20 protein-coding genes are annotated in these 22,117 nt (G+C 42.3%); 13 read left to right on the top strand and 7 right to left on the bottom strand.

Features of this window, described 5'->3' with window-relative positions:
• Nucleotides 1-138: 138 nt before the first annotated feature.
• The 3 genes from FQ083_RS01680 to FQ083_RS01670 all read left to right on the top strand — a co-directional run bounded on the left by FQ083_RS01680 (nucleotide 139) and on the right by FQ083_RS01670 (nucleotide 3,302).
• Nucleotides 139-1,056 (top strand): MaoC family dehydratase, encoded by a 918-nt coding sequence (locus tag FQ083_RS01680; RefSeq protein ID WP_149408557.1) that lies wholly within the window; start codon nucleotides 139-141, stop codon nucleotides 1,054-1,056.
• A 49-nt stretch (nucleotides 1,057-1,105) separates the two neighbouring features.
• Nucleotides 1,106-1,663, top strand: a complete 558-nt coding sequence (locus FQ083_RS01675) for a beta-lactamase hydrolase domain-containing protein (protein ID WP_149408555.1) — start codon at nucleotides 1,106-1,108, stop codon at nucleotides 1,661-1,663.
• 166 nt (nucleotides 1,664-1,829) lie between these two features.
• A complete protein-coding gene (locus FQ083_RS01670) occupies nucleotides 1,830-3,302 on the top strand; it encodes a serine hydrolase domain-containing protein (protein WP_149408553.1) in 1,473 nt (490 codons plus the stop codon).
• Nucleotides 3,303-3,359: 57 nt separating this feature from the next.
• Here FQ083_RS01670 and FQ083_RS01665 read toward each other — a convergent pair whose 3' ends face one another.
• The 3 genes from FQ083_RS01665 to FQ083_RS01655 form a co-directional block, all read right to left on the bottom strand.
• Nucleotides 3,360-4,607: a cation:proton antiporter gene (locus FQ083_RS01665; protein WP_011513410.1), complete on the bottom strand. Its 1,248-nt coding sequence runs from the start codon at nucleotides 4,605-4,607 to the stop codon at nucleotides 3,360-3,362.
• A gap of 211 nt (nucleotides 4,608-4,818) precedes the next feature.
• Nucleotides 4,819-6,729: a dihydroxy-acid dehydratase gene (gene ilvD, locus FQ083_RS01660; RefSeq protein WP_149408551.1), complete on the bottom strand. Its 1,911-nt coding sequence runs from the start codon at nucleotides 6,727-6,729 to the stop codon at nucleotides 4,819-4,821.
• 180 nt (nucleotides 6,730-6,909) lie between these two features.
• Nucleotides 6,910-7,683 carry a hypothetical protein gene (locus FQ083_RS01655; protein ID WP_149408549.1) on the bottom strand — a complete coding sequence of 258 codons (774 nt, stop codon included), beginning with the start codon at nucleotides 7,681-7,683 and terminating at the stop codon, nucleotides 6,910-6,912.
• Between the two features lie 238 nt (nucleotides 7,684-7,921).
• On the opposite strand from FQ083_RS01655, the gene FQ083_RS01650 reads away from it, so the two are divergent.
• From FQ083_RS01650 to FQ083_RS01625, 6 genes are all read left to right on the top strand, one after another.
• Nucleotides 7,922-8,362, top strand: a complete 441-nt coding sequence (locus FQ083_RS01650; protein ID WP_020443281.1) for an HIT family protein — start codon at nucleotides 7,922-7,924, stop codon at nucleotides 8,360-8,362.
• A 220-nt stretch (nucleotides 8,363-8,582) separates the two neighbouring features.
• Nucleotides 8,583-10,631, top strand: a complete 2,049-nt coding sequence (locus FQ083_RS01645) for a BCCT family transporter (RefSeq protein ID WP_149408547.1) — start codon at nucleotides 8,583-8,585, stop codon at nucleotides 10,629-10,631.
• 129 nt (nucleotides 10,632-10,760) lie between these two features.
• Nucleotides 10,761-11,792 (top strand): tRNA dihydrouridine synthase DusB, encoded by a 1,032-nt coding sequence (gene dusB / locus FQ083_RS01640; RefSeq protein WP_149408545.1) that lies wholly within the window; start codon nucleotides 10,761-10,763, stop codon nucleotides 11,790-11,792.
• A gap of 165 nt (nucleotides 11,793-11,957) precedes the next feature.
• Nucleotides 11,958-12,845: an SDR family NAD(P)-dependent oxidoreductase gene (locus tag FQ083_RS01635; protein WP_020443284.1), complete on the top strand. Its 888-nt coding sequence runs from the start codon at nucleotides 11,958-11,960 to the stop codon at nucleotides 12,843-12,845.
• Nucleotides 12,846-13,052: 207 nt separating this feature from the next.
• A complete protein-coding gene (locus tag FQ083_RS01630) occupies nucleotides 13,053-13,361 on the top strand; it encodes an ArsR/SmtB family transcription factor (protein ID WP_075103753.1) in 309 nt (102 codons plus the stop codon).
• A 97-nt stretch (nucleotides 13,362-13,458) separates the two neighbouring features.
• Entirely contained in the window at nucleotides 13,459-14,685 is a 1,227-nt protein-coding gene (locus FQ083_RS01625; protein ID WP_149408543.1) for an NADH:flavin oxidoreductase/NADH oxidase family protein, read from the top strand.
• Nucleotides 14,686-14,908: 223 nt separating this feature from the next.
• Here FQ083_RS01625 and FQ083_RS01620 read toward each other — a convergent pair whose 3' ends face one another.
• Nucleotides 14,909-15,523, bottom strand: a complete 615-nt coding sequence (locus tag FQ083_RS01620; protein WP_149408541.1) for a hypothetical protein — start codon at nucleotides 15,521-15,523, stop codon at nucleotides 14,909-14,911.
• Between the two features lie 145 nt (nucleotides 15,524-15,668).
• Between FQ083_RS01620 and FQ083_RS12780 the strand changes: the two genes are divergently transcribed.
• Nucleotides 15,669-15,803, top strand: coding sequence for a hypothetical protein (locus FQ083_RS12780; protein WP_020443878.1), 135 nt, complete (start codon nucleotides 15,669-15,671; stop codon nucleotides 15,801-15,803).
• 102 nt (nucleotides 15,804-15,905) lie between these two features.
• Here the strand turns inward: FQ083_RS12780 and FQ083_RS01615 are convergent, their stop codons facing one another.
• The 3 genes from FQ083_RS01615 to lipB form a co-directional block, all read right to left on the bottom strand.
• A complete protein-coding gene (locus FQ083_RS01615; RefSeq protein ID WP_020443288.1) occupies nucleotides 15,906-16,370 on the bottom strand; it encodes a hypothetical protein in 465 nt (154 codons plus the stop codon).
• Nucleotides 16,371-16,505: 135 nt separating this feature from the next.
• Nucleotides 16,506-17,036, bottom strand: coding sequence for an inorganic diphosphatase (locus FQ083_RS01610; RefSeq protein ID WP_020443289.1), 531 nt, complete (start codon nucleotides 17,034-17,036; stop codon nucleotides 16,506-16,508).
• 186 nt (nucleotides 17,037-17,222) lie between these two features.
• Nucleotides 17,223-18,080 carry a lipoyl(octanoyl) transferase LipB gene (gene lipB / locus FQ083_RS01605; protein ID WP_149408539.1) on the bottom strand — a complete coding sequence of 286 codons (858 nt, stop codon included), beginning with the start codon at nucleotides 18,078-18,080 and terminating at the stop codon, nucleotides 17,223-17,225.
• Between the two features lie 435 nt (nucleotides 18,081-18,515).
• Between lipB and FQ083_RS01600 the strand changes: the two genes are divergently transcribed.
• From FQ083_RS01600 to FQ083_RS12775, 3 genes are all read left to right on the top strand, one after another.
• Nucleotides 18,516-19,988, top strand: a complete 1,473-nt coding sequence (locus FQ083_RS01600; protein WP_149408537.1) for a coniferyl aldehyde dehydrogenase — start codon at nucleotides 18,516-18,518, stop codon at nucleotides 19,986-19,988.
• 262 nt (nucleotides 19,989-20,250) lie between these two features.
• Nucleotides 20,251-21,531, top strand: coding sequence for an ABC transporter substrate-binding protein (locus tag FQ083_RS01595; protein ID WP_262880817.1), 1,281 nt, complete (start codon nucleotides 20,251-20,253; stop codon nucleotides 21,529-21,531).
• Nucleotides 21,532-21,545: 14 nt separating this feature from the next.
• Nucleotides 21,546-22,064, top strand: coding sequence for an ABC transporter permease (locus tag FQ083_RS12775; protein WP_262880816.1), 519 nt, complete (start codon nucleotides 21,546-21,548; stop codon nucleotides 22,062-22,064).
• Nucleotides 22,065-22,117 lie beyond the last annotated feature (53 nt).

Raw genomic sequence — 22,117 nt, 5'->3', positions numbered from 1 at the left:
TTTTATGATAAAAACAAAGTGACAATAAGCCAAACACCGTTGCGCCTATTTTAGGATTTCATCTTATATTTTAGTCATCGAATTCATAGCATATTAAATGCCATCAAAAAACTACTCAATCCCAACTTAGGATGTATTATGTCAGACAAACATTATGATGCGTTGCCCAAAGCGCATACTACCTATGCAAATATTGTCAAAAGCCTATTGCCTATCGGTAATAATGGTAAAGTCAGCCGCGATGAGTTGCCGCAAGCGACATATTTTGTAGATGATTTGCATATTGATCAAAGCAATCTAAATGATTATCGTAAAATTTGCGGCTTTGCAGACGATGGCAATGTGCCAATTACGTATTTTTCGGTGCTTTCACAGGCGTTACAGATGAATATGATGGTCAAAGAGCCATTTCCATTTGCTATGCTAGGACTGGTTCACGTCGATAACAGCGTGACCCAGTATCGTGCCATTAAGCAGAGTGAAACGGTTGCTATGTCAGTGATGTTTGATAATTTGCGTGACCATGCCCAAGGTCAGCAGTTTGATTTTGTCACCACGGTAAAGGCAGCAGAAGAAATCATTTGGGAAGGCACGTCGACTTATCTATCACGCAGCAAAAAACCTGCCAGCAGTAAGGACAAAAAGAGTACGCCGCGTCCAGTAGCCGTTAAGCCATCAATCAATGAAGAGGGTGTTCACAGTATTTTTGAAGTGCCAGAAGATATCGGTCGCCGTTATGCGTTTGTCTCTGGTGATTTTAACCTGATACATTTGCATCCATTATCAGCACGTGCCTTTGGTTTTCCAAAAGCTATTGCTCATGGTATGTGGTCAAAAGCTAAGTGTTTGGCAATGATGGGCGAGCTGCCTGATGCTTGTACGGTTGAGGTGTCATTTAAGCTGCCTATTTTCTTACCATCTGAAGTAGAGCTTATCGCTGATCCACTTGCTCAATTAGAAGGCGCAGAAGATACTTGCCAGTTTGGTTTGTTTAGTGCAAAAAATGACAAGCCGCATCTTGCTGGTGTGATTACCTTGCAGGATAAAGCGAAGTAAAATATAATTTTTATATCAAAAATCATTACTATTGAAAACATTTATCCTTATGACTTTACATGAAAATTCAAAAAGCACCGAATGCTCTGATCATTCAGCTGCGGTAGACAAAGCAGCAGTTGCTGATGCTAGCAGTGCCGACACTAGTAGCAACGATAATGGCATCCATCTTGCCACCATATTTGAGCCATATTTTCGTCCTGATGAAAATACCATCGTATGCGGTGCGCTTGATGATGAAAAGGTGGCCGCATTGGCAGCAGCTGGAGTTGAGTTGGTTATTAACTTGCAGCCTGATGAAGAGCTGAAATTCGATGAAAGTACAGCTGTAGAGCAAGCAGGTATGCAATACGAGCATTTACCTATCAATGGCACTGCTGACTTGAAACAGCTTAAAATACTGGCGTTTGATAACATACTACGTCAGCATCATGGCAAAAAAATTGCCATGCATTGTGGCTCTGGCAATCGTGTTGGCGCTGCCATAGCCTTACGAGCTGGTTGGTTACGTGGACGTAAAATGGATACGGCTATGGAGCGTGGGCGTAGTCATGGTTTGACTAAACTTGCAGAAGAGGTTCATAATCGATTGCTAGTACCGCGTTAAATCATAAATATCCCTAACAATAAAAAAGGCGACCTTAGGGTTGCCTTTTTTATTGTGTGATACATTATAAAAATATTTTGGAGGATAGAGATTTTTTATCCTGATAAGATGTATAACAGGCTTTAAACTGAATAACTTCATAAATATAAAATAGAACAGGGCACTTATGAAAAATAATAATGAAAGCATCTCTACGACTACCCATCAAAACGCTACCGTAGGTACATATACTGACAATCATATCCAACGTCGGCTTCAACAACTGCTAACAGATTTGCAGCTTGATGATGCGCCAGCAGGCGGCGCATTAGTGGTTTATAAAGCTGGCAAATGTATCGCACAGGCAAGTGTGGGGTTAGCACGTGCTGATTTATCATGGAATCCAGATACTTTATCATTGAACTTTTCGACTGGCAAAGGCATCTTGGCGACACTGGTTCATGTATTGGTATCACAGAAAAAACTGGATTATGATCTACCGATTGCCCATTACTGGTCAGCATTTGGCGTGCAAAATAAAGAGAAAATCACTTTACGCAGTGTGATGTCGCATCAAGCCAATCTTTTTTCGATTCAAAGTATTGACCTCGATAATGAAATCGTCCTTGATTGGAGTATGATGCTAGAGAAAATTGCAGCAATGCCTGTGACTGCCCCTGAGCAGGCGGAATTATACGACAGTGCTTACAGTGCCTTGGTCTATGGTTGGGTGCTGGGCGGCGTGATAGAAGCCGTTACTGCGATGCCACTGGCTCAAGCGTTACGCCATTATCTAACAGAGCCATTAGGTATTGCTAACAGCTGCTACTTTGGTATACCAGAAAATCAGGTCGACAAGGTTGCGCGATTGGTTAAAAACTTTGAGTCAGTAGAAGAAGTGTCAGAAAATGCACAAGAAAGCTCACAACCGCAGCCACGTTCCCGCCGTCATAAACCAGTTTTAAAACCAGATTCAGTAGATACCTTGCAAACTTATAGCAATTTACCGAGCTATGCCTGCTGGCAACAACAAGCAGCCAATCAGTATGCAATCCAATCAGTAACAGCTGATAATAAAGAGCAGATAGAGAAAGTACTGCCAACATTGGATACGGCACAAATCAACCGTCTATACTTTGATAACAGTCAGCTGAATCTTAAAAACTATAAAGCAGCCCTGTTACTTGCGAGCAAAGAACCGATTGACTATTATCATCCGCAGACTTTACAAGCTACTATCCCTGCTGCCAATGGCGTCGCATCAGCACATGCACTGGCGACGATTTATGCGATGTTGGCTAATGGTGGTATATGGCAAGGGAAAACACTCATTGATGAGGCAACCTTTAAGCAGCTATCAACGCCGCAAGTCACTGGTATGGATGCCGTTATGCCAGCCCATATGGATTGGCGCTTGGGTTATCATCGCCGCTTTAGTATTTGTAATAGCGATAATTTTGAGGTAAACACTCACAATACAAAATTTCATGCGCCACAAAGTTTTGGACACATGGGCTATAACGGTTCAGTTGCGTGGTGCGACCCTGAGCGGCAGCTATCGTTTGCCTTTGTCCATAATTTTGATGTGACCATGCTCAACGATATCCGCCAGTTTGCGCTGACGGAAGCAGTCTTGGATCTAATTAATACTGAAATTTAATCAGCGTTAGTGCTTTATAAATAGCATTCTTTAGTTAAAGAAATACTGTTTATCTTATTATTGCGCTTTGTTTGGTGTCATTTTAAGCAGCTGTTTTGCTGTTAAACCATGTATAAAAATAGACGCCAAAATCACAATTGAGCACACTATCCAAAGTTTAAGGGCATCTTCATCATTAAAAAACCCTTGGTTGAGTGCATAAGATAAGTAGTACAGGGTACCGATGCCGCGGATACCTAGGGCTGATATGGCATATTTTTCAGTGCGCGGTAGATTCAGCCCTGATAAGGCAATAAAGCCGCCAAGCGGACGAATCAATAATAAAAAAGTAAAGCTGACGATATAGACGCGCCATGTTAGCTCAACGCCAGCTTGTAGACCTTGTCCAAGGAACATGCCAAAGATGACAAGCACCAGTGACATGAGTAAACCTTCTGATTGCTCAGCAAAATCATGCAATTTATGGTGGTAAGTGTGTTCAGATTCTGAACGACGGAACGCAAATGCCGCGACGAACACGGCAATAAAGCCATAACTATGGACGTATTCTGCCAATCCATATGCCACCAAAGTTAAGGCAATGACCACATAACCTTGAGACATAGTCGTCTCACGGCTATACTTTGAGAACACCAACTTTGCCATGACTTTGCCAACGAAGATGCCGACCAGTAACCCTGCGCCAATCTTCCACAATACATCATGGGTAAACCAAGACCACAGCATATCGCCCGTAAAACGCTCTCCTTCGCTATAGGCTTCTGCGATCTTAATCGCAAGATATACAAAAGGGAAGGCAAGCCCATCATTTAACCCTGCCTCTGAGGTTAAGGTAAAGCGTGGTGTATCTTCACCTCCGGTATTGGGCGGTCCAACTTGAATGCTAGAGGCCAATACCGGATCCGTTGGGGCAAGGACAGCGCCGAGTAAAATCGCAGCACCTATTGTCATACCAAAGGCATAGTAACCTAATACTGCCATCGCAAAGATACCGATGGGCATGGTAATCAGGAGTAGGCGCATCGTCGGACGCCATAATCGCCAAGACAGCTCAGTATCAATCTTGATACCCGCACCGACCAAAGAAACCAACACTACGATTTCAGTCAGTTTTTCGATAATCAGTCCATTATCGATAGGGTTCAAAAATGCCAAACTTGTCCAAAAATAGCCCATCATCAAACCAAAGCTTAATTGCAGCATGGGCAGGGAGATAGGCGTGCGTTTAAAGATAATCGGAAATAGCGCACCGAATACGAAGGCAATGCCGCAAACCAATAAGAATAAATTGTAATTTTCAATCATGAGGTTGGTGCACGCTGTTATATTTAATTTAAAGTTTAAAAAAGTCACACTTAGTAGCCGTTTATAATGACGGTAAAAACATCTAAATATCGCAAAAAATCGTTATCAGATAGTGATTAAATAGACAGATACGTTGTTTTTTGGTGAAAAAAAGCCTGCATTGCGCAGGCTTAATAAATTCAGTTCAAGAAGGGTACTTAAATATTATTGTCTAACGTTCAACTTGGCTGACGTCACGTACAGCGCCCGTATCGGCGCTGGTGGTCATTGCGGCATAGGCACGTAAAGCAGGAGAGACATGACGCTCACGGCTGACGGGTGTCCAAGCATCACGTCCACGACTTTCCATTTCTTCGCGGCGAGCAGCTAACTCTTCATCACTGACCTGCATATTGATGGTACGGTTTGGGATATCAATATAGATAGTATCGCCTTCTTGCACGAGGCCAATGGCGCCGCCTTCAGCGGCTTCTGGGCTGGCATGACCAATAGACAAGCCTGATGTCCCACCAGAGAAGCGACCATCTGTAAGCAGCGCACATTCTTTGCCTAGGCCTTTAGATTTTAGATAAGTCGTCGGGTAGAGCATCTCTTGCATACCAGGACCGCCTTTTGGACCCTCAAAACGGATGATAACCACATCGCCTGCGACGATTTGATCATCAAGCACCGCTGCTACTGCGTCATCTTGTGATTCAAAGATGCGTGCACGTCCGGTGAAAACCAAGATGCTGTCATCAACGCCGGCAGTTTTGACCACACAGCCACGCTCAGCAATATTTCCGTATAGAACGGCAAGACCGCCATCAGTCGAATAGGCATGTTGGGCACTTCGGATACAGCCGGATTCACGGTTTACATCCAGATTTGACCACTCTTTTGATTGTGAGAAAGCCTCAGTCGTCCGTACGCCACCAGGGGCTGCGATATAGCGTGCACGTGCTTCAAGATTGTCAGGATTCATAATATCCCATTTATCAATCGCTTCTTTCATCGTGGCACTATGGATAGTTGGCAAATCGGTATGCAGCAAACCAGCACGGTCAAGCTCGGCCAATAGCGCAAAGACACCGCCAGCACGATGTACATCTTCCATATGATACTTTTGTGAAGCAGGGGCAACTTTAGCCAAACAAGGGACGCCACGACTTAAACGGTCAATATCGTGCATTTTGAAGTCGACTTCGGCTTCATGTGCAGCAGCGAGCAAATGCAAAATAGTATTGGTAGAGCCGCCCATGGCGATGTCTAAAGTCATGGCATTTTCAAACGCGGCTTTAGTGGCGATAGAGCGCGGTAGGACTGAATCATCATCTTGCTCGTAGCGACGTTTGGCTAGTGACACGATGGTACGACCAGCTTCTAGGAATAGCTCGCGACGTAGCGAATGGGTTGCCAATAGTGATCCATTACCCGGTAATGCCAATCCTAATGCTTCGGTCAAGCAATTCATCGAGTTGGCAGTGAACATGCCAGAGCACGACCCACAGGTAGGGCACGCTGAGGCTTCAATAGCAGCGACATCTTCATCACTAATGCTATCATCAGCCGCGTCCATCATCGCATCGACGAGGTCAAGCTTACGAATGGCATTACCTTTACTGTCAGTGCTATGGACGTCGCTACTACCATCATTATTATGACTGTGTGCGACTGTGCTGGCGATAATTTTACCCGCTTCCATTGGGCCACCTGAAATAAAGACGACGGGGATATTGAGGCGCATGGCTGCCATCAACATACCCGGAGTGATTTTATCGCAGTTAGAAATACATACTAGCGCATCGGCGCAGTGGGCATTGACCATATACTCGACAGAATCAGCAATCAAATCTCGACTCGGTAGTGAATACAACATACCGCTATGACCCATGGCAATACCATCATCAACAGCAATGGTATTAAATTCTTTTGCCACGCCACCCGCTTTTTCAATTTCGCGTGCAACCATTTGTCCCAAATCTTTTAAATGCACATGGCCGGGTACAAACTGGGTAAAAGAGTTGGCAATGGCAATAATAGGTTTGCCAAAGTCGCCATCAGTCATGCCAGTTGCGCGCCACAGGGCACGAGCACCTGCCATATTACGACCGCCGGTAGAGGTTTTTGAATTATAATCCATGTGGTATTCCTTACAAATGAGCGAGATTTATTAATATGTGCAGCATCCGCTGCAATGTTGATAGTGTGCTTTTTATACCGGGCGAGTACTAGTGAATAATACTAAGTCGTTACCATACCATTAGATATGAGTAACTGAAAATAATTAACCTATAACAAACAAGACTTAAGGGTCAATCATTTATGCAATGCGCTCCAAAATAGCGGTTTCAAACCAAGGGAGCTCAGCTTTATCTGCTTCTAGCTTGGCAATGACGACTAAGGCGTGAGTCGCTGGTAGGTATTGATACTCCATATTGGCTTCTATCGTCAATGGTAGCGGCTGATTGGTTTCTGTATCAATGCTCAGCTCGTCAATACTAATCAGTGCTTGTTTGTTGTTTTTATACAGGATATCAATACGACCAAAAAACTGCCATTCCTTAAAGGCTGCAATGATAGCATCATCTTTATCTTTAGTATAAATCTGCTGCGTCTCTTTACCAGTATTGGTCCAATGCAAACGGACAGCGAGTTGTAATGCTTCACTAAATACCACCAATGAGCCAATAACTTTGACATGCCACGGATTGGATATGAGTGCTTCATCGATACCAATTAGCTTGGCAGCTTCTTGCGCTGTCATCGGTGTATTAAACTGTGCCAGTAGCTTTGGGGTTAAAGGATGGGTCTGCTTAACGACATCGTCCAAACTGTCATAATGATATAAAAATGGCAGCGGTAAGTCTTGAGTGAGGGTCTTTTGACTGATTTTACAGTTATGAATACGCCAACTTATGGCTTTATCAGTCAATGCTTGCGCTAATATAATGGCATTTGGGTCAGTAGCTGGAAGGTTATTTGCCCCAAGCGTTTGCTTATGCTCACCATTATTTATGGTAGCGTCATTGATAGACTGCGTATGAGCGTCAGTATTATTAGATAATTGAGTTGGCAAGGCAGTCAAATCCATCATGGTAAGGTCATCGAGAGAGTAGATTAATATAACATTTATCGCGCATGGCTCGTCAATAATTTAATCATCAACGAAAGCAGCAAGTTAGTTCATGAAGATCAATCAGTGATTATCTGATACTTGTACTTAAGTGAGATTTCGTCCACTATATTTAATGGTGTAAGTATTCGTTTAATACTCGCTATCCAATCAATACTAACTTTGATTCAATAATAATACAGGTTAAAGGAATAAGATAATGAGCCAAGCCAATCCGCAAACTACTTATAAAGACGATAATATTTTTGCCAAAATGCTCGATGGCGATATCCCTTATCATAAAGTTTATGAAGATGATAAGACTCTTGCTTTTATGGATATCATGCCACAAGCAAAGGGGCATGTTTTAGTCATTCCTAAGCAAAAAGCGGTGGACTTAGCCGATCTTGAACCTGAATACGCGGCAGCTGTGTTGATGACGGCTAAAAAAGTCATGGAAGCCCAGCGTCAGGTATTTGATCGTGAAGGCATTATCCAAATGCAGCTAAATGGTGCAGAAGCAGGGCAAACGGTGTTTCATTATCATGTGCACCTGATTCCTTCTAGTATTCATGAGCTTGGTCACCATGCCGTCACACAAGCAGATCATGCCGAGCTTGCAAAAACAGCTGAACAACTGGCAGCGATTATTACTGCGTAATTTTAAAAACGTCTATCATTGTTCTGAGTTAAAAGAACAGATAGTACTTACTCTTTAGATAATAATAAAAGGGCAACTAACAAGTTGCCTTTTTTGTTTTTAGGTAATAGTGCTGTAACAATAGTTCAAGTAATGTGACAAATGGGCAGCAATACTGGGGTTAGTAATCGGTTTGTGGTAAACATTAAGTCTACTTGATCGTTAATATAAGAATCTGCTTATGAAGAACAAATCCTCCCGTTCTACTATCTTATTGCCCGTCTTCGTGCCGGCAGCAGCCATTATGCTGCTATTAGTGATTGGTACTGCCATTAATCCTGAGTCTGCTGGGGAACTATTTAGCACCGTTCTGAATTTTACCACCGAGACTTTCGGCTGGTTCTATATGCTAGCAGTCGCTATATTTTTGATGTTTATTATTGTCTTGGCGTTTTCGTCTTATGGCAGTATTAAACTGGGACCAGATCATGCTCAGGCTGAGTATAATTTTCTTGAATGGTTTGCCATGCTGTTTTCTGCAGGGTATGGGATTGCTTTATTATTCTATGGCGTAGCAGAGCCAGTCATACACTTTGCCAGTCCGCCGCTTTCAACGCCGCAGACTATTGAAGCTGCCAAAGAAGCGATGCAAATTGCCTATTTTCACTGGGGTTTTCATATTTGGGCGATCTATGGTGTGGTTGGTTTGTCACTGGCTTACTTCTCTTTTCGTCATGGCTTACCACTATCCATGCGCTCGACATTATATCCATTGATTGGTGATAAAATTTATGGTCCGATTGGACATACTGTTGATGTGTTTGCCATTGTGGGCACGATGTTCGGTATTGCGACCAGTTTGGGGATTTCTGTATCACAGATCAATGCCGGGTTAAATTATCTATTACCAAATACGATACCTGTTAGTATTACAGTTCAGGTGATTATCATTGCGCTGGTGACACTAGCAGCTTTGGCATCTGTTCTCGCTGGCATGGATAAAGGGGTAAAGCGACTCTCAATTTTGAACATGATGTTAGCAACGGGGCTGATGCTGTTTGTTTTTATCGTGGGTCCAACCATCTTTATTCTAAACGCCTTTATGGAAAACACGGGCAGCTATTTAGGCAATATTGTTGAGCGTACTTTTAGTTTACAGGCTTATCAATCGAGTGATTGGATCGGCAGTTGGACACTCTTTATCTTTGCATGGACGATTGCTTGGGCACCCTTTGTCGGATTGTTTATTGCCAAGATTAGTCGGGGTCGTACTATCCGTGAGTTTGTATTAGGCGTGATGTTAGTACCAACCTTCTTTACATTCTTCTGGTTCGCAGTTTTTGGCGATACAGCGCTCCATATGATTATGGTTGATGGCTATGATGCACTCATTACTGAAGTGCAGAACAACCAAGCAATTGCATTATTTAAATTATTAGAGAACTTACCTTTTACTCAGATAGTGTCGTCATTAACAGTACTATTAATTATTACCTTTTTTGTGACCTCATCGGATTCAGGGTCTTTGGTGATTGACTCGCTTGCAGCCGGTGGTCGTAGTGATACGCCATGGTGGCAACGTACATTTTGGGTAGTGACTGAAGGGGCAGTTGCTGCAGCGCTGCTGGTCGCTGGTGGACTAACAGCATTGCAGACTGCCGCTATTGTCAGCGCCTTACCCTTTGCCGTTATCATATTAATTTCGATATTTGGCATGTGGCGAGCGCTGCGTATTGAAGGTCATCGTAACCAGAGTTTAGGTAACGACAACCATTTGCCACCGCATCTACTGAAACTAGAGGCTTGGCGCGAGCGTATTGATTATATGACTGAGCAGCCAACACGCGATAAAGTGCTTAGTTATATCAGAGGAACGATTTTATCTTCTATGCACGAAGTGGCTGAGAAGTTCGCCGATACAGGTTGGTTGCCTGATGTGAATTATGATGAGATCAATAACCGCGCTGTATTAGAATTGAGAAGTGGCGATAATGTGGAGTTCTGGTACGAGGTTCGCTTATCAGAGCATGATATTCCTGATTATTATACGGAAGATATGGCAAACAAATTGCCGCAAGAGCACCATTACCGTGCTGAAGTGTATTTGCGCCGTGGTGGTCAGACCTATGATTTATATGGTTATGAATCAGTGTCGATTATTAATGACATTATCGATCAGTTTGAGAAGTATCTACACTTTGTCAATGTCTCACCAGATATTTTACCGTGGCGTATGCAAGAGCATGATGAAGATATAACGCTTGAGCAGGGCAGTGTGTTTGATAAATAGGTATATTAAACAGGACATTCAATGTTGATAAACTTTATGAGCTGAGCAAATGATTACGTAATCCCTTGCAATATGCGCACGAATCCTTAGAATAACGGCTTGTTTTCATTACCAATCAAGCCGTTTTTTATGTCTATTGATTCTCCAGTTTTACTTTCGTCTAATCCTACCTCAGACCATCCTTTATTGCAGCCACTCGTGATTGGCGGCTTGACGATTGAGAACCGTTTGATAGTTGCACCGATGGCTGGCGTGACAGACAATCCTTTTCGCAGATTGTGCAAATCTTTTGGTGCAGGTCATGCAGTCAGTGAAATGATTATCGCTGATACGGCATTGTATGCGCGCAAAAAATCGCTCTATCGTGCCAATTTTGATAATGAAATCGCGCCTATTTCGGCACAAATTGCTGGAGCTGAACCTGATAAATTGGCAGAAGCGGCGCGTTATCAGATTGATAATGGTGCACAAATTATTGATATTAATATGGGCTGCCCTGCCAAAAAGGTTTGCCGTAAATTGGCAGGCTCTGCACTATTGCAAGATGAAGACTTGGTTGCGCGCTTGCTAGATGCTGCGGTGAATGCCGTCGATGCGCCCGTTACTTTAAAAACGCGCTTGGGCTATGAGAATGGACGTGAAAATATTTTGCGCGTTGCAAAGCGAGCAGAGCAAGCGGGTATAGCTGCTATTGCCATCCATGGACGCACGCGTGAAGATATGTATACCGGAGAGGCGCGTTATGAGCTGATACGTGAGGTCAAAGAAAGTATTAGCATTCCAGTCATCGCAAATGGCGATATAGACAGCGCGCAAAAAGCGCAGCGTGTTTATGAGTTGACCGGCTGTGATGCGGTGATGATTGGACGCGCTGCCCAAGGACAACCATGGATATTTCGCGATATTGAGCATTTTTTGCGCACAGGTGAGACGCTGGCATCACCCAGTGTTAGCGAGATAAAAGGAATTGTACTGACACATTTAGAAGAGCTATACGGTTTTTATGGTGAATACTCAGGCTGCCGTATTGCTCGCAAGCACATTGCTTGGTATACCACCGGTATTCCGAACTCTAACGCTTTTAGGCAAGCCATGTATGGTGAGGAAAGTACCACCGGACAGTTCCGTGTGGTAGAGGATTTTTTGAATGCTCATGAATAAACAATGAAGAGCATATGTCGAGCACAAAGTGATCTATACTTCATCTAATAAGAATGTCTATCCAGTTAAACTGGCTTTATTGCTTATTTATTTCCTTTAACCTATATTTCTTTGTTATGATTTAGGTAAATATTAACGGAAGTCTAATTTTTAAAAGGATGTTTCATGGCTAACCCCTCAAAAAAAGCAATCGGTAAAGCAGTTCAAGACAAGAATATTATTATAACGGGGGCATCAAGCGGTATTGGTGAGCGTACTGCTTTTTTGCTTAGTGAATGCGGTGCTCATGTCATTTTGTTGGCACGTACTGAAGAGAAGCTAAAAGCGGTTAAAGAAAGTATCGAAGAGCTTGGTGGTAAGGCAAGTTATTATCCTTGTGATTTGACCAATATGGATGCCATTGAAAAGGTTAGCACGCAAATTTTGGCGGACTTTGGTCACGTTGATGTCTTGGTAAATAATGCCGGTCGCTCGATACGACGCTCGGTTCACGAATCCACTGAACGTTTCCATGATTTTGAGCGTACCATGGATATCAATTACTTTGGCGCAGTCAAAATCATTCTTGGGTTTTTGCCGACGATGATTGAACGTCAAACGGGTCAAATTGTGAATATCTCATCCATTGGTGTATTGGCAAACAGTCCGCGTTTTGCCGCGTATGTCGCCTCAAAATCGGCCTTGGATGCCTTTAGCCGTTGTCTAGCTGCCGAAGTCAAAGGCGATAATGTGACGATAACCAATATCTTTATGCCATTGGTACGCACGCCGATGATTGAGCCAACTAAGCTTTATCGTTATATGCCAGCGCTTATGCCAGATGAGGCGGCAATGATGGTCGCCAAAGCGATCGTTCATAAGCCAAACAGTATTGCCAGCAACATGGGCAAGTTTGCATCGGCTACTTATTCATTAGCACCAGCGATTAACGTTGGTATTCAATCGATGGGTTATCGCATTTTCCCGAGCACTCGTGCCGCTCAGACCACAGATAAAAAACCAAACCTTGCTCAACGTGCCTTTGCCAGAATCTTACCGGGTGAGCATCACTAGAATAGTATTCTATTAGCGCTAACATAAAATCAAAAAGGATACTTCGGTATCCTTTTTTAGTGCCTTAAAATATTAATAAATAGGTAGGCGGTGGATTTCTATTTAACATAAGGCTCGTTATAAGAGCAATCGTACATTTTGAACTTTCCAATACTTTAATAACTGTTCTACATTGACTTCTAATTACATATCGAGATATCATGGTTTATGAATATAGAAAATGTAATATCCGCCCTTAATAATCCCATGCGCCGTCAAATCCTTGAATGGCTAAAAGACAGATCGAATTTTCCAGCCTCATTACCAGAGCACGCTGATTTAGACGGTGTGTGTGTGGCATATATCCAAGAAAAAGCAGGATTGTCACAATCAACCATTTCAAATTACATGGGTGTATTAAAAAAAGCAGGATTGGTCATTGCTGAACGTCATGGACAATGGACATTTTATCAACGTCATGAGGCCAATATAAGAATTTTTCTTAATGAAGTTGAGAAAGAGCTACTAGAAATCTAGTAAGCAGCCTTACTAGATTTAGAGGTGTTCTATCTTAAGACAGCGTAGCATTAACATAGAATATCGAGATATTTCAATATAACGATGGAGCGTATTAATGAAACAACCAACGACCAAAATTAACTCATCTAACCTAGCAGAAACATTAGGTCAGCCACTTCAACTGCCTTGTGGGGTGGTGCTCAAAAACCGAATGGTAAAGGCTGCAATGTCAGATTCTCTCGGTGATGGGCAAGGTGATGCAACGGATGCTCAATCACGTCTTTATGAGCGTTGGGCGCAAGGCGGCGTAGCATTGTCATTGATTGGCGAAGTACAAGGTACTCCTCATTATCCTGAGAAGCCTGGCAATTTAGTACTAAACCCAAATTCAGATATCGAGGCATTACAGGATTTGGCACGCCGCGGATCTATCAATGGTGCACATCTTTGGCCACAGCTTGGACACGCAGGAGCACTTTCATATCTGCCTATCAGTCAACCTAAAGGCCCTTCTGCCTTAGATCTTGCAGAGTTACAATGCGAGGGGATGAGTATAGAAGATATCGAGGCGTTACCAGCTATGTATGCAAACGCAGCCATGATTGCTAAAGATGCAGGCTTTGGTGGTGTTCAAATACATGCAGGACATGGGTTTCTTCTAAGTCAGTTTTTATCTCCATTGTTCAATCGACGCACCGATGGATACGGTGGATCTATAGAAGGAAGATTCCGTGTCGTATATGAGGTGATAGAAGCCGTTAGAGAGGCGGTGGGCGATGCATTCCCAATTGGTATTAAGATAAACTCAACCGATCAATTAGAAGGCGGTCTAACAGAAGAGGATGCTATGGAGATGATTGGTATCATCGATCAGACTTCTATCGATCTGATTGATATCAGCGGTGGTACTTATTTTCCAGGTGCTCCTGCAAGCTCAGACAGCAGCTCTGGTAGTGGGCCTTACTTCGTTAGTTTTGCACAACGTGCAAAGCAGATAACCACTATTCCTATTATGGCGACAGGCGGTTTTAAAACGCGTCAGCAAGCTGTTTATGCTATTGCAAGTAGCGCGGTCGATATGGTTAGTATAGGTCGTGGTATGGCATTAAATCCAAATCTAGCCAATGACTGGTTAAATATTGAAGGTGGTGACTCAAAGTTTCCAAGATTCGATACTAACCCTCCAGGCGGCGTCACTGCTTGGTATTCCATGCGACTAACAGTATTAGCAGAAGATAATGAGGATGCCTTCGATTTAGATCTAGAATCTGCTATGAGTATTTATGATGCAAGAGATGAGGCTCGTTGCGATGAATGGCGTCAAGTATTTGGCGATGTTTAAGCGATACGTATGACGAACCAATCAGGTGTTTTCGCCGGTTCGGTACCCTAGTGAGGACTTGAATTTTAGGCTGTAGGCTAATGGTATCAAGGTTTTGAATTATAGTGATAACTGTAGTGTACTTCATGGTGTACTTACCATGCATATCCTATTCGTGATCGGTGCGCTATACAGGCATCGAACTATCAGCTATGTGCCTAATTTCTTATTATCAGATAATTTATTAGGGTACGCTCTCTTTAGGAGTATTTATTTTTATCTTCTCACCTATATTTATAGGAGGTATATAGCTCTCATTAGAAGTATAGTGATCGAAATCTACATAAACATGAACGCCATCTACATAACTGAATATTTCGTTAAGCTCGATATCTTCTTGCAAGATTAAAGAGAAATAAAAATCGTCCTCCATTGGCTTTAAAGAACTGCTAGTAACAATATCAAAAAAATATAAGCTACATAGCCCTCTAACCCAACATTTAAAAAGAAAAGAAACATCATCTTCTGCAATACTATTAAGGTTTAACTTGCTCAGTTTACTTAATCTTTTTGCTGTATCAGTCATTCCGTAATAAAGCAATGAATCCCTATTACTCTCTAAGTCTTCAGATATAATTATATTAAAAGCTAGACTTGTATACCCATAGCTCTTAAAAGGCTGCGTAAAAAAATCATAGAACATTTTTAAAAACTTAATAAAGCTATTTTCTAGTTTTAAATAATTACTAATTTCTATATGACCATATATTTCTACGAAATCAACAATACTTGTCCATTTGGACATGAACTTATGTTCATCAGAGCCATGTCTTGAAATTTTATAATAATTAAAACTCATTAATCACCTACCTTCTTTAAAATAGAGAGATGTTCTAAGTAACTTTGATAAAGCAGTAGAAGAATGCTTCGATGTTGATATGTTAGTTAATTGCTTATTAGAAGATGACTCATGGTATATACCTTTTGATTCTAGAATGAAGCTTATGGAAAAAGCAAAATCTTTAGGCGGATGCTCATTGGAGTTTTTGGCAGATTACTATTCATTTAAAACAGCATTTCTAGATCCAGGCAAAGAATATGATGATGCTGTCGCAAAACTAGATGAGCTATTTCAATAGGTTTGATTAGATTATACCCTAAGAGAACCACCAAAAAGGCTTCAAAAACCTATTAACAGACCACTGAAAACAGACTGCTATAATGGAACAACTTATAAAAGACTAGCCAAACACACGCCACATTATCCAAAATAACCCAGCCATAATTATAGCAATGATGAGTAGTCGCTTTGCCCAGTAGGGCAGTAGGGGTTTTTTATAGCCTAAATCATTGAGCTGACTGTCAACGCCTTCTTGTAGGCTTTGGAAGCTTTGCTCCGTTGGTGTGCTTTTTACTTTACTCTTAATCAAGCGCTCAGTATCATCTTCGACTGTTTCTCTATCAAAGTTCATGGCTTGACTAGGAATGCCTTGTTTATTAGCGATACTGTTTAATTTTTGCTGCTGCTGATTTTTGAGAGCAAGCTCGTATGCATCGATGCGAGATTTTGCAGCATCCATACTGATATTTTCGTCAGCGGCTAACGTCTTAATCGCCATGACCAGATTGCCTTTTTCGACCATCATGACAACCGTTTTCGGTAATTTTACTTTGGCAGGTTTTGAGCCTGAATCAGAATCAAACATGACTGTCCTTATTTGAGCATGATAATAAGTAGATTGGGGTATTATAACCTTGTTGTGCAGTCAAAATTCAAGCAAAAAAATACCGCAGTTATCATCATATCTGCGGTACTGTTATCAATTTTATTTCATTTTAATTTATAGATCTTTCCAGCGTTGGATAGACTCTTTAATGACTTCTTTGGCTTCTTCTACGTCACCCCAAGATTCAACCACCGTTGTACCTGCTTTTTTGAGGTCTTTATAGTGACTGAAATGGAATTCTAGCTGATTGATCAGCTGCTTTGGTAAGTCCGCTAGACTGTTATAAGCGTTGCCTGTATCACGGTCGTCAGCAGGTACGACGACGATTTTGTCATCGACTTCGCCATCATCAACAAACTTCATCACACCGATGACTTTCGCTTTTAAGAAAATACCAGTCGGTAAAGGCTGTTCTGTGATGATAAGCGCATCTAACTCGTCGCCATCTTCATCAAGAGTTTGTGGGATAAAACCATAGTTGCAAGGCTTGGCAAAAATCTGTGGGTCAACACGATCAAGCTCAAATACGGCCAACTCGCGATTCCACTCAATTTTATGGCTACTACCAGCTGGGATTTCTATTACGACATTAATAATGCCGCCGTCGACGTCGCCTGCGTCCAAAATTTTATTAAAATCTGCCATAAAATACTCCAATTTGCTTTTGTTATGAATGTTTGAATCGTAAAGGGTTAAAGTCGGCGTATAAGGTTTGTTACTGCGCCCAATTTGTACCGTGTTCGATTATAACAAGTTTGAATCAAATTTTCTCAAAATGCTTAAGTCTAAGCGCGCACGATATTATGCAAAAAAGGATTATACAAAAAATACCTATTTTGGCGCTAATTCACGCAATGGGATGTCTCCTGCATGACGCTGGGCGATATTGTCGATGAGCTGTTGCGTAAATTGCTCGTAGGTAAGAGTTTTTTTGTCATCGGTAAGCGGTAGGTTATTTGGCTGTATATTGGTCGCTTGGTTCATATTAACAAAATCCGCCAAACGCAACATTTGCATGCCAGCATAACCACAAGGGTTGATAGCATTAAATGCTGATAAATCACAATCTAAATTAATGGCAATACCATGGTAGCTAAAGCCATGCTTGATTTTAAAGCCAAGCGACGCGATTTTGCCAATCATAATGGTATTATCAACTTCTATCTCATCACTAGTAGGAGCGCTGTCCGTTTCTGTAGCCATATCAGCATATAGATAGACACCTGGGGCATCACGGCGGGCACGGGCGCTGATATGGTTGGTGTCAGTTGATGCTGTGCTCTTGAGACAGTCATTGACCACATCCTCAATCGCTTGCTCAGCGTGTGAGACCATATTGCGCACACTCCAGCTGATACTGTCCAAATCAAACAGCCAATACATAACCAGCTGACCATGTCCATGCCATGTTACCTGACCACCGCGATCCGTCTTAATGATAGGCGTATTAGTACGTTGCAGGATATGCTCTTCTTTACCTGCTTGCCCAAGAGTATAAACGTCATTGTGATCGACAATCCATAACTCGTCAGGCGTACGCAGTCCTTGCTCTTTTTTAAGAGAAATACGCTCTAACGTGCGTGATAACATGGCATCAAGAGTAGCCACATAGTCAGCAGCAGTGAGTGACTTTGTGATAAGATTTTCATTAAGTGGTTGCGTATTAAGCGCCTGCATAGTATTTGGCATGAGAGTGGCTGTCTTATGTTTTTGTTATGTAAAATGGGCTATCTATTGTTAATATTACTGTCATTGAGTGTAGCAGTTTTCATATTGTCGCCCAAATTTTAATTTTAATTATATTGAACTGGAAAAATATAAAAGAATAAAATAGTCACAAAAGGCCACTTTGTAGTGAGCAGATACGCATCGTATACAAACGCATGGGTGCATTAAAGATGCTGTTCATTCAGGAATCAATGGGCTACATTAAATAGTACTAAACAAAAGTAATATCTAAGAAAATGAGGTTTTAGCCTTATTCACTATTAGGCTTTGTTGCATAGATAACACGTTTACAAGGATAATAGAGTGATATCAGTGATTTTTAGTGTCTAATAATAGCTATAGAGTCTTAAATTTGACAAAACGTGCTGACTCTCACGTATATGACAAGGAAGATATATGACAGACAGCGATCAAAACAATCAGATTCAAGCGATGCATCCTAAATACGATGAGCACGAAGGGCTTAGTATTATCAAAACCGTGGCAGATATGCAGTCACAGTTCTCACGCATGCAAAATCTAAGCCGTACTCAGCCTATCAATGATTGGGCAACGCGTAGAGACCAACTCGATAATCTAGAGCTGATGCTGAGTGACAATCAACAGCTACTTGCTAATGCTATCAGTGCTGATTTTGGCTATCGTAGTGAATCAGAAACTCAATTTGCCGAGCTGTTTCCGAGCTTTACGGGTATCAGTCATGCCAAAAAGCACGGTAAGAGGTGGATGAAGGCGCAGCGAGTATCGATTTCAGCACTATATATGCCAGCCCATAATGAGATTTTGCCACAGCCATTAGGTGTGGTTGGTATCATGGTACCTTGGAACTATCCTTTATTCTTGGCGATAGGACCGATGATTGACGCGATTACCGCTGGTAACCGCATCATGGTTAAAATGAGTGAAGCGGCGCCGCAATTTGCGCAAACGTTTGCAGAAACCATTTCACGTTATTTTTCAGCAGATATGGTTTGTGTGGTCATCGGTGAAGTTGAGATTGCAGCGGCTTTTAGTGAGCTGCCTTTTGATCACCTGCTCTATACTGGCTCTACTGCTGTTGGTAAAAAGGTAATGGCAGCGGCAGCACCCAATCTAACACCGGTCACGCTTGAGCTTGGCGGTAAGTCGCCAGTCATAGTACTAGAGGGTGCTAACTTAGAAAATGCTGTCAATCGCGTGATGATGGGTAAGACCTTAAATGCTGGTCAAACGTGTATCGCGCCTGACTATGTACTGATTCAGCGCCAACATCATGATGAATTTGTGCGTCTGGCAAGAGAGTGGATGGAGAAACACTATCCCAATATTGAAAGCAATCCTGATTACTCACGCATTATTAATGTTCAGCAGTTCAAGCGTGTTAAAGGCTATTTAGAGAATTTATCCAGTGAAGGTGTCTATAGACTCACTGATGCGACGTCTAATCTTGAAACGCGTCTCATGCCACCGGTTATTGTCAGCGAGCCTGCGCCTGAGAGTGATTTGATGCAAAACGAGATATTTGCACCCGTTTTACCACTCATGCACTATGACACTCTTGATAATGCGATTGCATTTATTAACGCCCGTCCACGACCGTTAGCGCTATATGTCTTCGGTGATAATAGCCGTGATATCGATAAGGTACGCACCAATACGGTATCGGGCGGATTATGTATCAACGAGGTGATTATGCATGTAGCGCAGCATGACTTGCCGTTTGGCGGTGTTGGCGATTCAGGTACAGGCGCTTACCATGGTAAAGCTGGATTTGATCGTTTGAGTCATATGAAACCTATCTTTGTACAATCCAAATTGAATGGGCTAAATATATTGTTACCGCCCTATGGTGGCTTATTTAAAAAGGCAATGGCGCTGTTTTTGAAATAGCAGTTTAAAATAGTTGCCTTATTAAATAGATAGTATTTATTCACATTCCTCCATCAATAGCATCTACTACGGTAAGTGCTATTTTTTTGTCTAAAGAATCATTTGTTATCAGTGTTATAAATCGCTACACTTTGTGGTGACACTAAACGATAGTTTTGTTTGTTTTAGATAAAAATCAGTAGTAGATGATAGGCTTATTAATTGCTCAAATTAGGCTGATGACAGCTATTTTCATAGTAAAGACAATAAATAGGATAACGCCGTGCGCCAATGGATTGCATTTAGCTTATTGCTTATAAGCTCGCTCTTACTGTCTTTGCCAGTATCAGCTGCTGTGCCAACATGCCAAGCACCGATTAAATTTGGGGCATTGACATGGGAGAGTGGTCAGTTTACAAGCGGTGTTTTAAAATACATCATTGAGAGCGGCTATGGCTGTCAGGTAGAGGAGGTGCCGGGAGCAGGTCCTGCACTTGAAACAGCATTGTCGCAAGATGATATCCAAGTTATTGGAGAGCAGTGGATAGGGCGCTCACCCATCATGACACAAGCTATTGAGCAGAATAAAGTCGCTGTTATTGGTGACACGCTTAAGGGCGGTGCAACCCAAGGTTGGTATGTTCCTAAATATGTACTGGACGAAAACCCGGGTCTACGCCGTTATCAAGATCTGCCTAAATACGCTGAGCTGTTTAAAGACCCTGAAAACCCCAGCAAATCACGCTTTATGAACTGTCCATCTGGTTGGACATGTGAGATTTTTAATACGCGATTGCTGAAAAATACTGGCTTGGAGAGTGATTTTAATAATGCCCATCCCGGCACAGGTGCAGCCCTTGATGCTGAAATTGCTTCCGCTTTTGAGCAGCATAAGCCACTCTTATTTTATTACTGGCAGCCGACAGGTTTGATGGCAAAATACGATTTTGCCGCATTGGAATTTCCTGCCCATGATGATGCCTGCTGGCAAGACTTATTACTTGCTTATGGCACCGCTGATTGTGTGTCGGGATTCCCTGTATCGCCTTTAGGTATCGCTGTATCTACCCCGTTTATCGATGCCAATCCTGAGCTTGCAGATGTTTTCAAAAAAATCCAATTTAGCCCCGCTGAGCTTAATGGTGCTATTTTAGAGATGAGTGAAAGCAAACGTAGCGGGGAGGAGCAAGCCTTTGTTTTTCTGCGTGATAACCCCCAAGTTTGGCAGAAGTGGTTATCGGATGAGGCAGCTACCAACCTTGCAGCTAAATTAGGTATTAGCTTAACGGGTGCTGCTATCGTGACTGATAAAAAAGCATCTAGTACGAACCTAGCAGACCCATCATCTATCTTCCCTTCATGGTCACTTGAATCTCCACTGAATAACACCTTAGCCAGCGTCGTTCGCAATCATGGCGACGTATTCCGTACGATCAGTACCGTCGCCTTAACGTATTTATTGCTTCCTATTGAGCGCCTATTAACGCTTATCCCACCATGGCTAATTATTGCCCTTGTGACGGTATTGGCATGGTTTGCTGTACGTAAAATTGGTTTGCCTTAGCATGCGGCGCTGGGTTGTTCTTAATTGGGGCATTTGGTTTATGGGGCGCGTTAATTGATACCTTGGCATTGCTCATCGTTTCAGTATGGGTGACGGTGGTTATTGGTATTCCTATCGGCATTGCCATGTCAGGAAGTAAGCTATTGCGTAAGATTGTGACGCCTATATTAGATGTGATGCAAACCATGCCAAGCTTTGTATATCTGATACCGGTACTGATGCTGTTTGGAATCGGTAAAGTGCCAGCGCTGTTTGCCACCATTATTTATGCATTACCGCCGCTTATTCGTCTGACGACCTTGGGTATTACTCAAGTGAATCATGAGATGGTAGAAGCAGGGCGCTCGTTTGGCAGTACGCATCTGCAATTGCTTATTTGGATTAAGCTACCGCAAGCACTGCCCAGTATCATGGCAGGGGTAAACCAAGCCGTCATGATGTCACTGTCTATGGTGGTATTGGCGTCCATGATCGGAGCGCCAGGTAAACGTAACATGTGTATAAATAGTTCTACACCATACAAGTTAGACTAATGACATTATTAGTCAGATATTGGCATCACTTTGATAGAGATAATTACTTGATA

Origin of the sequence: Psychrobacter sp. ANT_H59 (assembly GCF_008369225.1) — a bacterium.
GTDB lineage: Bacteria > Pseudomonadota > Gammaproteobacteria > Pseudomonadales > Moraxellaceae > Psychrobacter > Psychrobacter cryohalolentis.
This window is presented reverse-complemented; position numbering and strand designations above follow the sequence as displayed.

What these genes read in the sequence shown, in the direction of transcription:
- FQ083_RS01630 (WP_075103753.1), top strand. Translation starts at nt 13,053, where the DNA reads ATGAATATAGAAAATGTAATATCCGCCCTTAATAATCCCATGCGCCGT.
- FQ083_RS01675 (WP_149408555.1), top strand. Translation starts at nt 1,106, where the DNA reads ATGACTTTACATGAAAATTCAAAAAGCACCGAATGCTCTGATCATTCA.
- FQ083_RS12780 (WP_020443878.1), top strand. Translation starts at nt 15,669, where the DNA reads ATGGAAAAAGCAAAATCTTTAGGCGGATGCTCATTGGAGTTTTTGGCA.
- FQ083_RS01665 (WP_011513410.1), bottom strand. Translation starts at nt 4,607, where the DNA reads ATGATTGAAAATTACAATTTATTCTTATTGGTTTGCGGCATTGCCTTC.
- FQ083_RS01635 (WP_020443284.1), top strand. Translation starts at nt 11,958, where the DNA reads ATGGCTAACCCCTCAAAAAAAGCAATCGGTAAAGCAGTTCAAGACAAG.
- FQ083_RS01650 (WP_020443281.1), top strand. Translation starts at nt 7,922, where the DNA reads ATGAGCCAAGCCAATCCGCAAACTACTTATAAAGACGATAATATTTTT.
- FQ083_RS01615 (WP_020443288.1), bottom strand. Translation starts at nt 16,370, where the DNA reads ATGTTTGATTCTGATTCAGGCTCAAAACCTGCCAAAGTAAAATTACCG.
- ilvD (WP_149408551.1), bottom strand. Translation starts at nt 6,729, where the DNA reads ATGGATTATAATTCAAAAACCTCTACCGGCGGTCGTAATATGGCAGGT.
- FQ083_RS01625 (WP_149408543.1), top strand. Translation starts at nt 13,459, where the DNA reads ATGAAACAACCAACGACCAAAATTAACTCATCTAACCTAGCAGAAACA.
- FQ083_RS01610 (WP_020443289.1), bottom strand. Translation starts at nt 17,036, where the DNA reads ATGGCAGATTTTAATAAAATTTTGGACGCAGGCGACGTCGACGGCGGC.
- FQ083_RS01670 (WP_149408553.1), top strand. Translation starts at nt 1,830, where the DNA reads ATGAAAAATAATAATGAAAGCATCTCTACGACTACCCATCAAAACGCT.
- FQ083_RS01680 (WP_149408557.1), top strand. Translation starts at nt 139, where the DNA reads ATGTCAGACAAACATTATGATGCGTTGCCCAAAGCGCATACTACCTAT.
- lipB (WP_149408539.1), bottom strand. Translation starts at nt 18,080, where the DNA reads ATGCCAAATACTATGCAGGCGCTTAATACGCAACCACTTAATGAAAAT.
- FQ083_RS01655 (WP_149408549.1), bottom strand. Translation starts at nt 7,683, where the DNA reads ATGATGGATTTGACTGCCTTGCCAACTCAATTATCTAATAATACTGAC.
- FQ083_RS01620 (WP_149408541.1), bottom strand. Translation starts at nt 15,523, where the DNA reads ATGAGTTTTAATTATTATAAAATTTCAAGACATGGCTCTGATGAACAT.
- FQ083_RS01645 (WP_149408547.1), top strand. Translation starts at nt 8,583, where the DNA reads ATGAAGAACAAATCCTCCCGTTCTACTATCTTATTGCCCGTCTTCGTG.
- dusB (WP_149408545.1), top strand. Translation starts at nt 10,761, where the DNA reads ATGTCTATTGATTCTCCAGTTTTACTTTCGTCTAATCCTACCTCAGAC.
- FQ083_RS01600 (WP_149408537.1), top strand. Translation starts at nt 18,516, where the DNA reads ATGACAGACAGCGATCAAAACAATCAGATTCAAGCGATGCATCCTAAA.